This window comes from Prochlorococcus sp. ALOHA_ZT_50 (assembly GCF_022447305.1).
Lineage (GTDB): Bacteria > Cyanobacteriota > Cyanobacteriia > PCC-6307 > Cyanobiaceae > Prochlorococcus_A.
Map to the genome: position 1 here is coordinate 54,027 of NZ_JAKVCI010000008.1, position 14,520 is coordinate 68,546.

General features: G+C 32.4%; 15 protein-coding genes. 8 read left to right on the forward strand and 7 right to left on the reverse strand.

Going from position 1 to position 14,520, the window contains the following annotated elements:
- Window positions 1–2: 2 nt before the first annotated feature.
- Both ctaD and coxB read right to left on the reverse strand, forming a co-directional pair.
- Window positions 3–1,628: a cytochrome c oxidase subunit I gene (gene ctaD / locus MK115_RS02645; protein WP_287608924.1), complete on the reverse strand. Its 1,626-nt coding sequence runs from the start codon at window positions 1,626–1,628 to the stop codon at window positions 3–5.
- The gene (gene coxB, locus MK115_RS02650) at window positions 1,625–2,428 is read right to left on the reverse strand and encodes a cytochrome c oxidase subunit II (protein ID WP_032524158.1); all 804 of its coding nucleotides are present in this window, start codon (window positions 2,426–2,428) and stop codon (window positions 1,625–1,627) included. The genes ctaD and coxB overlap by 4 nt, the downstream gene beginning before the upstream one ends.
- A 263-nt stretch (window positions 2,429–2,691) precedes the next feature.
- Here coxB and MK115_RS02655 point away from each other — a divergent pair, with 263 nt between their 5' ends.
- From MK115_RS02655 to MK115_RS02675, 5 genes are read left to right on the forward strand one after another with little or no spacing between them, the layout of a single operon-like run.
- Window positions 2,692–3,618, forward strand: a complete 927-nt coding sequence (locus tag MK115_RS02655; protein WP_287608927.1) for a COX15/CtaA family protein — start codon at window positions 2,692–2,694, stop codon at window positions 3,616–3,618.
- Window positions 3,615–4,616 carry a heme o synthase gene (locus MK115_RS02660; RefSeq protein ID WP_042849912.1) on the forward strand — a complete coding sequence of 334 codons (1,002 nt, stop codon included), beginning with the start codon at window positions 3,615–3,617 and terminating at the stop codon, window positions 4,614–4,616. Before MK115_RS02655 ends, MK115_RS02660 begins: the two co-directional genes overlap by 4 nt.
- A 39-nt stretch (window positions 4,617–4,655) precedes the next feature.
- Entirely contained in the window at window positions 4,656–5,672 is a 1,017-nt protein-coding gene (locus MK115_RS02665) for an ABC transporter ATP-binding protein (protein WP_287608930.1), read from the forward strand.
- Between the two features lie 48 nt (window positions 5,673–5,720).
- Entirely contained in the window at window positions 5,721–6,545 is an 825-nt protein-coding gene (locus tag MK115_RS02670) for an ABC transporter permease (protein WP_025890476.1), read from the forward strand.
- Window positions 6,546–6,552: 7 nt separating this feature from the next.
- The gene (locus tag MK115_RS02675) at window positions 6,553–6,984 is read left to right on the forward strand and encodes a glycoprotein (protein ID WP_287608932.1); all 432 of its coding nucleotides are present in this window, start codon (window positions 6,553–6,555) and stop codon (window positions 6,982–6,984) included.
- A 3-nt stretch (window positions 6,985–6,987) separates the two neighbouring features.
- Here MK115_RS02675 and groL read toward each other — a convergent pair whose 3' ends face one another.
- Entirely contained in the window at window positions 6,988–8,709 is a 1,722-nt protein-coding gene (gene groL / locus MK115_RS02680; protein ID WP_287608934.1) for a chaperonin GroEL, read from the reverse strand.
- A gap of 131 nt (window positions 8,710–8,840) precedes the next feature.
- On the opposite strand from groL, the gene MK115_RS02685 reads away from it, so the two are divergent.
- Window positions 8,841–9,020, forward strand: a complete 180-nt coding sequence (locus MK115_RS02685; RefSeq protein ID WP_011862475.1) for a hypothetical protein — start codon at window positions 8,841–8,843, stop codon at window positions 9,018–9,020.
- Here the strand turns inward: MK115_RS02685 and fabG are convergent, their stop codons facing one another.
- Window positions 9,021–9,770 (reverse strand): 3-oxoacyl-[acyl-carrier-protein] reductase, encoded by a 750-nt coding sequence (gene fabG / locus MK115_RS02690; protein WP_025931480.1) that lies wholly within the window; start codon window positions 9,768–9,770, stop codon window positions 9,021–9,023. It abuts the gene before it with no gap.
- Window positions 9,771–9,862: 92 nt separating this feature from the next.
- Between fabG and ispD the strand changes: the two genes are divergently transcribed.
- Window positions 9,863–10,534, forward strand: a complete 672-nt coding sequence (gene ispD / locus MK115_RS02695; RefSeq protein WP_287608938.1) for a 2-C-methyl-D-erythritol 4-phosphate cytidylyltransferase — start codon at window positions 9,863–9,865, stop codon at window positions 10,532–10,534.
- Here the strand turns inward: ispD and MK115_RS02700 are convergent, their stop codons facing one another.
- Window positions 10,535–11,404 (reverse strand): LD-carboxypeptidase, encoded by an 870-nt coding sequence (locus tag MK115_RS02700; protein ID WP_287608940.1) that lies wholly within the window; start codon window positions 11,402–11,404, stop codon window positions 10,535–10,537.
- A gap of 9 nt (window positions 11,405–11,413) precedes the next feature.
- Window positions 11,414–12,322: a 4-hydroxybenzoate polyprenyltransferase gene (locus tag MK115_RS02705; protein ID WP_502923584.1), complete on the reverse strand. Its 909-nt coding sequence runs from the start codon at window positions 12,320–12,322 to the stop codon at window positions 11,414–11,416.
- 104 nt (window positions 12,323–12,426) lie between these two features.
- Between MK115_RS02705 and MK115_RS02710 the strand changes: the two genes are divergently transcribed.
- Window positions 12,427–14,022, forward strand: coding sequence for a Ppx/GppA phosphatase family protein (locus tag MK115_RS02710; protein ID WP_287608942.1), 1,596 nt, complete (start codon window positions 12,427–12,429; stop codon window positions 14,020–14,022).
- Here MK115_RS02710 and MK115_RS02715 read toward each other — a convergent pair.
- A complete protein-coding gene (locus MK115_RS02715) occupies window positions 14,015–14,509 on the reverse strand; it encodes a helix-turn-helix domain-containing protein (RefSeq protein WP_287608944.1) in 495 nt (164 codons plus the stop codon). The genes MK115_RS02710 and MK115_RS02715 overlap by 8 nt on opposite strands.
- Between the last annotated feature and the right edge of the window lie 11 nt (window positions 14,510–14,520).

A 14,520-nucleotide genomic window follows, 5' to 3' on the forward strand; every position in this document is an offset into this window, starting at 1 on the left:
TTTTATTTTTGTTCAGAAATTTCTTTACCATAACCATATGGTTCTTCAACTAATGGAGCTTCTCCTTCCCAATTTTCAACTGGAGGTGGAGAAGATGTTAACCATTCAGGTGTAAGAGCATTCCAAGGGTTATCTCCAGCATCTTTTCCATTTCTCACACTAAGGAATACATTAATTAAAAAAGGAATTGTACTTATAGCCATCAAAAGAGCCCCAAGGCTACTAATTTGATTAACGAACTGGAATTGAGGATCATATTCTGCAACTCTTCTTGGCATTCCATTTAAACCAAGCCAATGTTGAGGAGCAAAGCACAAGTTAAATCCAATAAAGGTAATGATAAAATGTAAAATTCCTAATTTTTCATTGAGCATTTTCCCAGTTACTTTGGGGAACCAATGATAAATTGAAGAGAAAATAATAAAAACAGTCCCTCCATAAACTATGTAATGAAAATGGGCTACAACGAAATAGGTATCATGTACGTGAATATCGAAAGGTACCTGTGCCAAAGCAACTCCTGTAATACCTCCAAAAACAAAATTTATAATAAATCCGCAAGAGAATAACATTGCACTATTGATGGAAATTTTACCTCCCCATAATGTTGCAACCCAATTGAAAAATTTTATACCTGTTGGAACAGCAATAAATGCTGTGGCAATAGTAAAGAACAATCTCATCCAAGGGGGCGTTCCACTCGTAAACATGTGATGCGCCCAAACAACTAAACCTAAAACTACTATCCCCATTATTGAAAAAACCATTGTTGTATATCCAAAAAGTGGTTTTCTAGCATGTACAGGAAGTATTTCACTAACTAAACCAAAGGCAGGAAGGACCATAATGTATACAGCTGGATGAGAATAAAACCAAAATAAATGCTGATAAACTACGACATTGCCACCTAAAACAGGATTGAAAAAACCTGTATTAGCGATGATATCGAAGCTAAGTAGAATTAAAGTGCCTGCTAAAACAGGAGTTGACAAAACAACTAATAGACTTGTTCCAAGCATTGCCCAACAATACATTGGCAATTGCATAAGTTTTAATCCTGGCCTTCTTAATTTGATAATGGTCGCGATAAAGTTTATTCCACCAAATATAGAACTGCCTCCAAGTAATAGAACGCTCAGAATCCAAATAATTTGTCCTGATTGAGGAGTAGTTATGCTCAAAGGTGGATAAGCCGTCCATCCAGCCTGAGCAGCACCCTCAACAAAATAGCTTGCTACCAGCATCAAACCTGAAGGAGGAATTAACCAAAAAGCTACGGCATTTAATCTTGGGAATGCCATATCTCTCGCACCTACATAAAATGGAATTAAATAATTTCCAAAAGCACCGTTAACTACAGGCACTATCCAAAGGAATATCATTATTGTTCCGTGTAAAGTTAAAACTTGGTTATAAACATCTCTTGGCATAAAATCAGACATTGGACTAGCTAGTTCAATTCTTATAGCGCTCGCTAAGGTTCCTCCTATTAAATAGAAAAGAAAACCGCAGACTAAGTATTGTATCCCAATTACTTTATGATCAAGGCTAAAACTAAAGTATCTAAGCCAGCCTTTAGGTTGAAGGCTTTCATTATTAGTTTTTTGTGGATCAATTGATATTGTCATAAATTTACCTCTGGTTTTTTATTTTTGTTAAACCATTCGTTGTAATCAGATTCTTCTTCAACAATTATGGAGGCTCTCATTCCTCCATGATATGGGCCACATAATTCTGCGCAAATTATCGGATATTTTCCTACTTTTGTAGGAGTGAAATTTAGAATAGTAGGTTGTCCAGGAATAATATCCTGTTTAATTCTGAACTCTGGTACCCAAAAAGCATGAATTACATCTTTGGATTCCATTTTCATTGATACTTTTTGATCAACAGGAACGTGTAGTTCTCCTGATATGAAATTGCCCTTGGGATAATTGAATAGAAATGCAAATTGCATAGCTGAAACTTCAATTGATAAATTATTTATTGCTATTTCATTATCAGAAGTTTGACTTATTCCAGCCCATATTTTTTCAGTGTTAGAACTCATCATTTCGTGGTTATGATTTAGTTCTTTCATCCCTCCCATTCGATCGTAGATGTTGTAGCTATATAAACCTATTAATAAAACAATTATTGAAGGGATAATTGTCCATACAATTTCTAAGCTTAAATTTCCCTCTAAAGCTATACCATCGCCTATCTGATCATTTCTTTTCCTAAACTTAAATAAGCTATAAATAACTGCTATTGTCATTCCTATAAAAATAATTAATCCAATGATGAAAAGAATTTTAAAAAGTTCATCGTAAATTGGTGCATTAATACTTGCTTCCGCTGGGAGCAAATTTACATTAAAACCAATCCAAAAAGATATAGCAAAAACGAGGGAAATAATTAGTATTAAATAAATGTTTTTATTTAACAATTGATCTCTAAAAATTTGTATTTATATCCTCAAGATATTCAATTTTTTTAATCCTGCATCCTTTGTTAAAAGAAAAACATTTAAATTCACAACTTCTTAAGATTTATGAAATAAAAGGCGTATTATTAATAACTTTTTAGAGTTAATTGTCAGGGAAAAAAGATTAAATTAGTAAATTATTTTTTAAATTAAACATATTAATTTTTAATTAATGTTTGGTTTTTGAATCTAATTTATTATGCAAAATAATAGGTTTTATCCATTTGATTAATAACCAATTATATAAATCAAAATATCTGACAATTTTTAAAAGGTTGGGAAGTCATAGTGTATTTGCACTTATCGCACTAATCGTAATTGGAGGTGCTACGAGAGTCATGGAGGCGGGACTTGCCTGTCCAGATTGGCCATTATGTTATGGATCTTTTTTGCCTTTTAATCATATGAACCTAAGAGTATTTCTAGAGTGGTTTCATCGTCTAGATGCTTTTCTGGTTGGAATATTAATTCTTTTTAAATTTGCGCTTTCAATTATTTGGAAAAATGAAATTCCAAATTGGTTACCTAAAACTTATTCATTATTACTTTTTCTCGTTATTGTCCAAGGATCTTTTGGAGCTTTAACAGTAATAAACCTGCTTGATTCATATACTGTTACTGGCCATCTTTTAATAGCTTTTCTACTTCTCATTACAACAATTTCAATAAATCAAAATTTAGAAAATGACGACATAGAAGAGCCATTAATTTGGTGGAGATTATTATTGTTTGTTCCTCTTTTACTTACTCTGATTCAATCTTTTATTGGAGTAAGGCTTTCATCAACCTGGTCAGCACATATTTGCTTATCTTTTAATAAACAATGTCTAATTCTAAATACTCATAAATTATTTGCTTTTCCAATTGCTTTTTCAATTCTATTGATTATTGCTACTGCAATTTATAAGAGAAGTTTGCTTAATGAAAATTGGAAATATCTCTCAGCACTTATTTTTCTCTTGTTTTCCCAAATTGCTTTGGGTGTTTTAAGTCTTAAAACAAATTTGAATGAACCTATTTTTATTATCGGTCATCAACTTAACGCCTCTTTATTTATTGCGATATTAACAACATTAATTTTTAGAAATCCTTTTACCAAAAAAGGTCTAAACCACTCCCTAAATTCTCAAATGGTTGGTATCAATTCATGAACAGTAGTAACTTAGAAAACTTGAACTATAAATCTTCAATTAGGGATGAAGTTGTACCTTCAAGAAAAAGATTAACTTTGCCACCTTGGCTTGAAGTAGCAAAACCTAGATTAATCCCACTTTTACTGGCAACAACTTTAGGAGGAATGGCTTTAACAGAAGAATGGCCTTTGTCTTCACCGAAACTTATCTGTACTTTAGGAGGCGGAGCTTTGGCAGCAGCAGCAGCAGGAGCTCTTAATTGCTTGTGGGAAATGGAATTAGATAAGAGGATGACAAGAACTAGCAAAAGAGCCTTGCCAGCAGGAAAGTTGTCATCTGAGACTGTATTTTTAGCTGCCGTATCATGTACTTTGGCAGCTTCGATGCTTTTAGTAAGTGGTGTAAATTATTTGGCTGCGGGATTAACTCTTCTTGGTTTATTTAGCTACGTAATTTTATATACAGTTATTTTGAAACCTCGTACAACAAAAAATATTGTTTTCGGAGGAGTTGCTGGTGCGATACCACCCTTAGTTGGAGCGTCTGCTGCCACAGGGCATGTAGGTCTTAGTGGTTGGTGGTTGTTTGGTTTAGTAATGTTATGGACCCCAGCTCATTTTTGGGCACTTGCAATTTTGTTGAAGGATGATTACGCATCTGTTGGTATTCCTATGCTCCCTTCTGTTAAAGGATCTGTTTTTACTGCTAAAGCGATTTCTCGTTACGGATGGGCAACAGTTTTAATGAGTATTATGGGAGTCTTTGCTTTACCTGAAGGGGGTCTCTTATACGGAATTATGTTATTGCCATTTAATGGAAGACTTTTGCAATTAATAAATGAATTAAAGAAATCTCCTGATGATCTTTCAAGAGCAAAGTCTCTTTTTAGGTGGTCTATTCTCTATATGTTTGGTATTTGTCTTTTGTTATTAATTTCCAGAACCCAACTATCCGTAGAATTTGAGCAGCAATCTATGCAAATATTTTTATCTATAGTATCCCTGCTTAGTAATTAAATTAGATGTAAAATGTTTTTTAAGTAAATAGTAAGTTTGATGAATTATATAAAAGTTAAAGGGCTCTCAAAATCTTATTCAGATATCAATGCATTAAAAAATTTATCGATGGAAATTGAAGCTGGCACATTATTCGGAATACTAGGTCCAAATGGTGCTGGCAAATCAACACTAATAAAAATACTCGCTACTTTAATAGAGCCTGATAGTGGAGAAGTTTTTATAAATAATATTAATCTGATAAAAAATTCAAGGAAAATTAGAGAATTAATTGGTTATGTTGCCCAAGACATTGCACTTGATAAAATATTAACTGGACGAGAGCTTTTGGATTTTCAATCAGATTTATATCACATCAACAAAAATAAAAAATTTGAAAGGATAAATAAATTAATAGATCAATTAGAAATGAATGATTGGATTGATCGTAAGTGCGGAACTTATTCAGGGGGAATGAAAAGAAGAATAGATCTGGCAGCTGGACTTTTACATTTGCCCCAAGTATTAATTTTGGATGAACCTACAGTTGGTTTAGATATTGAAAGTAGAAATATTATATGGCAACTTTTGAAAGATTTGAGAAATAATGGAATGACCATTATTTTAAGTAGTCACTATCTTGATGAAATAGATAAATTGGCAGACAGATTAGTGATAATTGATGATGGAAGAGTTATAGCAAAAGGGACTCCTGCAGAGCTCAAAAATAAATTAGGAGGAGATAGAGTAACTTTGAAAGTAAGAGAATTTAGTAATCAGGAAGAAGCAAAAAATATATGTCAAATTTTATCTTCAATAGATGGAATTAGTCAGATTATCATAAATGAAGCTCAAGGTTTCTCGATAAATTTCGTAGCAGATAAGCAAAAAGATTTACTTACGAAGCTAAAAGTGGAATTGGCCTTCTCAAAGTTTGAAATTTTTTCTCTTACCCAAAGTCAGCCAAGCTTGGATGATGTATATCTTCAGGCAACTGGGAAAACATTATTGGATGCTGAAATTTCTATGGCAGGGAAAAGAGACCTAAAAAAAGAATCAAAGCAATCCATGCGATAAAAAAACTTTTGGTTAACTAACTATAATGAATACTAATTACTGCTAATTATGGAATTACAACAGTATAATTTATTTTTTTTATATCAAGAAACATTTGCCTTAACAAAGAGATTATTTATTCAATTAAAAAGAAGACCATCAACTCTTTTAGCAGGAATATTACAACCAATAATTTGGCTTTTTTTATTTGGGGCATTATTCTCTAAAGCTCCTGAAGGTTTTTTACCAGGAGTTGATTCTTATGGGAATTTTTTAGGAGCAGGACTTATTGTTTTTACTGCTTTTAGCGGAGCCCTAAACTCTGGTCTTCCTTTAATGTTTGATAGAGAGTTTGGATTTCTTAATAGATTACTTGTGGCTCCTTTAACCAGTAGATTATCCATAGTTTTATCTTCTTTTTTTTACATAACAATCTTGAGCTTTGTTCAGAGTATTGTAATAATGATTGTTTCATACATTTTGGGTTATGGATGGCCCAACTTATATGGTTTAGGAATTGTATTTACAACACTAATTTTATTAGTTCTTTTTGTGACATCAATAAGTTTATGTTTAGCGTTTGTTTTGCCGGGACATATTGAATTAATCGCTCTTATATTCGTAATAAATTTACCTCTTCTATTTGCGAGTACTGCTTTAGCTCCAATCTCTTTTATGCCAAATTGGCTGGGCTGGTTAGCTTCATTAAATCCATTAACTTTTGCTATTGAACCTATTAGGACTGCCTATACACAAACTATGGATTTAGAATTAGTGGCTTTACATGCCCCATATGGTGATTTAACTTGTAAGAGTTGTATCTCAATTTTATTTTCTTTAACAGTTTTTTCCTTGATTATTATAAGGCCTCTGTTAAATAGAAAGTTAAATTAGAAATTTTATGCTTTTAAAAAATCATTTAATAGAAGTTTTTAAACAAGCCTCTTTAGAAAATAATTTTTTGCTTAAAGAAAATGTTGTTCTTAAGTGGGTCCATAGATTTGGGATTGATTCATTAAATGATTTATTAATCCATAGTTCACTACAAAAAGAAAATCAGCGTGAAGAAGAAAATCAAGAACAGATCTCTTTAATTGATGAAGTGCATGAAGAAAATCAAGAACAAATTAAGCTTGAATTATCAAAAACTTTTGAAAATATTGAAGAAACAAAGTGGGAATCAAATGGCCTGGAAACTGCTAGCAGCAATGAAATATCTAGCAAAAATCAAAATTCTAATAAAATAAATCAATTTACTGAAACCCCAAAATTACCCCTACCTTATATTAAAAATTTAAGAAAGTGGATTAACAACGATAAAAAAGCTAGTTAGCTTTTACATCATACCCGGCATTCCCATGCCACCCATTCCTGGCATTCCCATGCCACCCATTCCTGGCATTCCCATGCCACCCATTCCTGGCATTCCCATGCCACCCATTCCTCCCATTGGATCTCCACCTGGTCCTCCAGGGGCTGCGGCTTCAGGCTCTGGAATGTCGGCCATCGCAACTTCTGTTGTGAGGAGCATAGCTGCAATAGATACTGAATCTTGAAGAGCTAATCTTATTACTTTGGTTGGATCTAATATTCCTGAATCTTTTAAATCCTCATATTTTCCTGAATTAGCATTAAAGCCTTTGTTAAGTCTTTTAATTTCAGCGACAACTACATCTCCATTAAAACCAGCATTTTTTGCTATTTGTTTGGTGGGTTCCAAAAGGGCTTCTTTGACTATATTTATCCCTGTTCTTAAATCATCTGAAGATGTTTCACTTAAATTTAAAAGGTCATCTGATATTTCAATTAAAGTTTGTCCTCCTCCAGAAACAACACCCTCTTCAATAGCAGCTTTCGTAGCATTAAGGGAATCTTCGATTCTCAACTTTTTATACTTCATCTCTGTTTCTGTAGCAGCTCCTACTTTGATAAGAGCTACTCCTCCGGCTAGTTTGGCTATCCTTTCATTGATTTTATCCTGATCATACTCAGATTCAGTTATATTAACTTCTCTCTTTAATTTCTCTACTCGCGCTTTAACTAAATCTTTAGTGTCTTCGAAGGCAACAATTGTAGTTTTATCCTTTGTGATAGTTATTTTTTTTGCTTTTCCTAAATCATTAATCGATACTTTATCAAGTGTCATCGATTTATCTTCGCTAATTAACTTAGCCCCTGTAAGAATTGCAATATCTTCAAGGGCAGCTTTTCTTCTCTCACCAAATAACGGAGCTCTTACGGAAGCTACATTTAAAACCCCACTATTCTTATTCAAAACCAGAGTGGTTAAAGCCTCTCCTTCGATATCTTCAGCAAGAATTAGAAAAGGTGAGCCTGACTTCTGAATTTCTTCAAGTATTGGAACTAGATCAACTAAAGTTGAGATTTTTTGATCAGTTATTAATATTTTAGGGTTTTCAAGTTCACAAACTTGTCTTTCTTGGTCTGTTACGAAATATGGAGAACTATAACCTCTATCAAAAGACATTCCTTCAGTTATATCTAATTCTGTTTCTAGTGATTGAGATTCTTCAACAGTTATTACACCATCTGAAGTAACAATATCCATTGCTTTCGAAATTATAGATCCAATTTCTTCATCACCTCCAGCACTAACTGTTGCAACTTTTTGGATATCAGAACCACTTAATGAAATACTTTTGGAACTTAATTTTTCTAAGACAAAAGCTAGGCCTGCCTCCATACCTTTTTTTAACTCCATAGGGTTGGCACCAGAAGCAATATTTTTTAATCCCTCCTGAACCATCTTCTGAGTCAAAATGGTTGCTGTTGTTGTTCCATCACCAGCACTCTCTTTTGTCTTGGATGCAACTTGTTCTATTAATTTCGCACCTAAATTAGAAATAGGGTTTTCAATCTCGATCTCTTTAGCAACTGTAGATCCATCTCTTACTATATCTGGCGAACCAAATTTCTTTTCTATTACAACGTTTTTTGCTTTTGGCCCAATAGTAACCTTTACTGCATTAGCTACGAAATTCACACCTTTTTCTAGCGCTTCTCTTGATTCATTAGAAAAACTTAACTGTTTAGCCATGTTTACTCGATCTTTAGTCTTATTCTAATCTCCCATAGAATCATTTTTAAGGGATATTTAATTAAGTGGGGAAAGCCGAATTTCTTTTAATAGGACATACAAATTAACTCAAATAAGAGTATCTTTAAGTTATGGAAGAAACAAATAATCTTATTTTTACTCTTACCGCAATCCTCGCGATTGCTATGACACTAATATACTTTCCTTTAAGATTTTTCTTGACATTAACTGCTAGAAGTCGAAGACTAAAACTTTTACAAAAAATTAGAAGGTTGAGAGATGAATTAGGCCAGCCTTATGAAAGTACATAACTAAATACTCATACCCCCGTCTATACTGATTGTTTGCCCTGTAATGTAACTTCCTGCATCACTTGAAACTAAGAATGACACTAAGTTTGCAATTTGAGTACAACTTCCTAATTTCCCTAAAGGGATAACTTTAAGTATCTCTTCAGTATTAAGTTTTTCAGTCATTTCTGTTTCTATAAAGCCTGGAGCTATTGCATTTACGTTTATACCTCTTGAAGCAAATTCTTTAGCACAAGTTTTGGTGAATCCAATAACTCCAGCTTTAGCTGCAGAATAATTTGCTTGACCGGGATTACCAATTATTCCAACAACAGATGAAATATTTACGATACTACCACTTCTTTTTTTCATCATAAATTTTGAAGCATATTTTGTACAAAGAAAAACTCCTTTTAAGTTTGTATTTAGTACATCATCCCATTGTTCCGATTTCATTCTCATCAATAGTCCATCTCTAGTAATACCAGCATTGTTAATAAGAATATCAATGGAACCATTAATTTTTATGATTTCTTCAAAAGCTGAACTGACAGAATCCTCTCTTGATACATCAAATTTTAATTTATGAGCTTTACCTCCCGAATTTTTTATTGAATTTACAACTTCTTCAGCTTTTTCATCAGAAGAAGAGTAATTAATAAAAACTTCTGCTCCTAAGCGGCTTAGTTCTAAAGCAATTTCTTTACCAATTCCTCTGCTAGCTCCAGTGATTAAAGCAACTTTGCCTGATAATGAATCTGTATTGGACATTATGAAATTTTATAATTTTCAATCGTAGTACTATTTGTGTAAAGATATTGCTTTTATTTATAATTGTCTAGAAAATATTAAGACCTTCTATTGTGCACTTTTTAATACCAGCTGCAGGGAGCGGTAGCAGAATGAAAGCTGGAAAAAATAAATTACTTATTGATTTAGAGGGAGAGTCTTTGATTTATTGGACACTTAAATCTGTATTTTCTGCAAGCTCAACAAATTGGGTTGGAATAATTGGGCAACCGAAAGATAAAAATTTATTATTAAATTCAGCAAAGGATTTTGCCCATAAAGTTCATTGGATTAATGGTGGTGACACCAGACAACAGTCAGTTTTTAATGGTTTAAAAGCGTTACCAAAAGATGCTGAAAAAGTTTTAATACATGATGGTGCTAGATGTCTAATTAATCCTGAATTGATAGACCTTTGTGCCAAGCAATTAGATGAAAATGAAGCTGTAATTTTGGCTACTAAGGTAACTGACACAATAAAGATTGTTGATAATGAAGGTTTTATTAAAGAAACACCAGATAGAAATTATTTATGGGCAGCGCAAACTCCTCAGGGCTTTTTAGTAGATAGATTAAAAAAAGCTCATAAGATGGCAATTGATAAAAACTGGAAAGTCACAGATGATGCCTCACTATTCGAAATGCTTAATTGGAAAGTGAAGATTATTGAAGGAACTTATTCAAATATAAAAATTACATCCCCTATAGATTTGAAAATAGCAAAACTTTTTGTGAAGAACCCCTAGTTAAAAAGGTGTATCGATACTAAGAATGCCATCATCACCATTTAAGGTGGCTTCGTATCCTAAAGGAATGCAAGCATTTCCCGATATGTGGCCTATTGGGAGGTCAAAAAGAATAGGAAAATCAAACTCTTGGAGTCTTTCAATAATGCAGTTTTTTAGTAAATCTTTCCATTCAAGGTCGCAGGAATCATTAGAAAAACTTCCGAATCCAATACCAGCAATTTCAGAAAGTGTTTTAGTCATTCTGAGGTAAGTCAACATGCGATCAATTTTATAAATATCTTCATTAATATCTTCAAAAATTATTATTTTCCCTTTGCAATCTGGAAAGTGATTAGTACCAATTAAAAAAGTAGCAATAGTTAAGTTAGAAACGATAATTTCTCCTTTAGCTTTCCCACCTCTTAAAGGAATTCCTCTTATGTCCTCAACATATCCCTCAAAAAGTAAATTTCTTAATCTCTCAAGACTCCACTCTGGCTCTTTGAAAAGGCCAGTAACCATGGGCCCATGAATAGAACCTATAAATCCTTGAGAATATTTAGATAGTAATAAAGAACATGTATCTGAGAATCCAAGCATTAAACCATGCTGCCAAGAAGGTTCTTTTTCTAAAAGTCTTGCTGAACCCCAGCCTCCTTTTGCAAAAATGATTAGCTTACTATTTTGTGCTTTTTCCAGTTCTTCAAATCTAGTTAGATCATCACCTGCAAAATAACCAAATTTTTTTGATAGAGAATTATTTTCATTAATTTCCAAGCCCCAGTTTTTTAAGATTTCTATGCCTTTTTGAAAATTTTCGTCTTCATCAATAAAGGAGCCTGGAGCTAAAATATCTATTAAATCCCCTTTTTTTAATCTAAAAACCATATTTAGAATTTATGAGGCAATAATAATTCCTAATAAAAGGACTCCTCCATAAATTGATTGATTTTTGAAGTGATTCCCAATATTTTTTATTGATTGCTTTTCCTCAGGAAATACTTTTAGTATATCTCTCTGCATTAAGATTGACGTTGTAAGCCAAATTGGCCAAAAAATAAAATCCATTTGATTAATAAATCCGCATAATGCGAGAAAACTAGAAGTTAAAAAATAACAAATTTGAATAGTTATTCTTGTATTGTTCTGGAGGTTAACAGCGGAACTATTTATTCCAATTTTGATATCATATTTTTTATCTGCTAAAGCATAAATCGTGTCAAAGCCAAAAGTCCAAAAAATGGTAGCTAGCCAGCAAAATAATAAAACAATACTATTTAAATTGCCTTCATTTGCGGCCCAGGGAATTAAGACAGCAAAACCCCAGCATATGGATAAGATTAATTGAGGATATTTAAACCATCTTTTGGCAGAAGGATAAATTAAAATAATAGGTAAAGCTAAAAAAGCAAGTGAAATGGAAAGGATTCTTCCAGGCTGAGGTAGTGACAAAGTTAAAAAGAAGCTACATAAAATTAAAAAGAAAAGAATTGAATAAGCTGTTTTAAGACCGATTTTATTTGCAGCTAGAGGTCTATTTTTTGTCCTAACAACTCTTTGATCAATTTTTTTGTCCCAAATATCATTAACCACGCAGCCTAATCCACTTACTAGTAGTCCTCCCAGTATTATTCTTAGCAACATTAAAAATGTTGGATTAGCATCTGGGGTTAAATATAAACTCCATCCAGCAGGAATAAGTAAGATCATTCTTCCAGTCGGCTTATTCCACCTTAATAATTCAAAAAAAGTACTTAATTTAATTTGTCGATTTTTATTTTGCATATGACCTATTGTATATTTCATAACTTTAAATAATCTTACTAGGATTAAATGATTTCTATTATTTAATAATCAATCTTGGGTATATTTATTAATGGATTAAAGATATCTGCATCTTATAAAAAGAAATGATACAGAAACAAGATTTAAGATATTTTCAAGAAAAGCAAATTTTAGTAGCTTCTATAGATATTGGAACTAACTCTACACATCTCTTGGTAGCAGAAATTAATCTAGAATTAAAATCATTTTCAATAAAATTCACTGATAAATCAACCACTCGTCTTGGAGAAAGAGATGAGGAGGGTAATCTTACTGAAGAATCAATCCAAAGAGCATTAGTTACTCTTAAGCGATTTAAGGAATATTGTAAAAGTAATGGAGTAAAACAAATAGTAACAGCAGCAACAAGTGCAGTTAGGGAAGCTCCAAACGGTCAAGATTTTATTAGAAGAGTTCTTGATGAAACTGATATTCAAATAGAAATGATAAGTGGTTCTGAGGAAGCCAGATTAATTTACCTTGGTGTTCTTTCTGGTATGGCTTTTGAAGATCAGTCTTTTGTAATCATAGATATTGGAGGAGGATCTACAGAATTAATACTTGCAGATAAAAAAGATGCTATAGCTCTTACCAGTTCGAGAATTGGTGCGGTAAGACTTAAAAATGATTTTTTAAATAAAGAGTCTATAAATTCAGAAAGATCGAGTTTTCTAACAACTTTTATTAAAGGATCTTTAGAACCATCTGTTCGAAAAATAAAGAGTAGATCTAAGGGAGATAAGCCTTTATCTATGATTGCAACCAGTGGCACTGCAACCTCATTAGGAAATTTGATTTCAGATGATTTGGGAGAATCTAAACAAAAGTTGCATGGTTATAAATTTAAAAGGGAAAATTTACAAAATGTATTGGAAAAACTAATTAAATTGCCAGTTTCGGAAATCAAGAAAATACCTTCATTAAGTGAGAGAAGAGCAGAAATAATTATTCCAGGAGCATTGATATTAAACACCGCAATGGAGATGTTGAACTTTAATGAATTAATAATAAGTGAGAGGGCGCTTCGAGAGGGTTTGGTTGTGGATTGGATGCTTCGTAAAGGGATAATTAAAAACGAGTTAAATATTCAAAGCAATATTAGAAAAACAACTATAGTTCATCAGGCCAGAAAGTTTGGAGTAGATAATACAAGAGCTGAGAAAGTTATTGATATTGCCTTTCAAATCTATGATCAGACTAAAAATATCTTTCATAGCGATAATGACCCTAAAGCTAAAGAACTTCTTTGGGCAGCTTCTAATCTTTATAATTGTGGGAAATACGTGAATGTTGGTTCATATCACAAACACTCTTGGTACTTAATAAAAAATTGTGAGTTGTTGGGATATTCTGAAGCAGAAACAAATATTATTGCTTCAATTGCTAGGTACCATAGAAAGACTCTACCCAAGAAAAGACATGAGTCTTGGCAAAATTTAATATCCAAAGAAGATAAAACATTAGTTCTTGAAATGTCATTAATCCTGAGACTAGCAGCAGCTCTTGATCAAAGACCTGACAAGGTGATCTCCTCAGTTCAAATAAAATTGCAGGAAAATAATCTTACATTTCAACTTTTACCTTTAGATAGAAACCATGATCTTCTTCTTGAAAAATGGAACTTAGGATTATGCCGTAATGTAATAAAAGAACTAAAGAATTTGGAATTAAAAGTTATTTAGTTTTTTTAATAAGTTCTTGTTTTGGAGTTTGATTCTGAGAAGAATCTGAAAATAAATTGAAAATTAAGGACGAGGCGATTAGTCCGAGAAAGCCTGAAATTAAAATAAATATTAGGAATCCTAGTGGATTAAAATTCTTAGATTGCCTAGATTTATAATTTTTTTTGGAAACTTCTTCAACTATTTCTTCAATTTTCACTTCTTTCCTCTCTGTCTTGAATTCATCCATTAAAAATTCTGTATCAAGTTTTAGCTTCTGTGAAATCCGTCTAATCATTGCTTTGATAAATACTTTTTCAGGTAGTTTTTCTTCATTACCTTCTTCTATGGCTTCAAGTTGATGAGCTCCAATTTTTAAATCAGAAGCCAATTCTTCAATTGATTGATTTTTACTTAACCTAGCCTCTTTAATGAAATTTCCGATTCTCTTTAAAGAGGAATCTCCTCCTTTATTGTTGATTCCCGAAACAGATTTTATTTCTTTCAAAGCAAATAAAT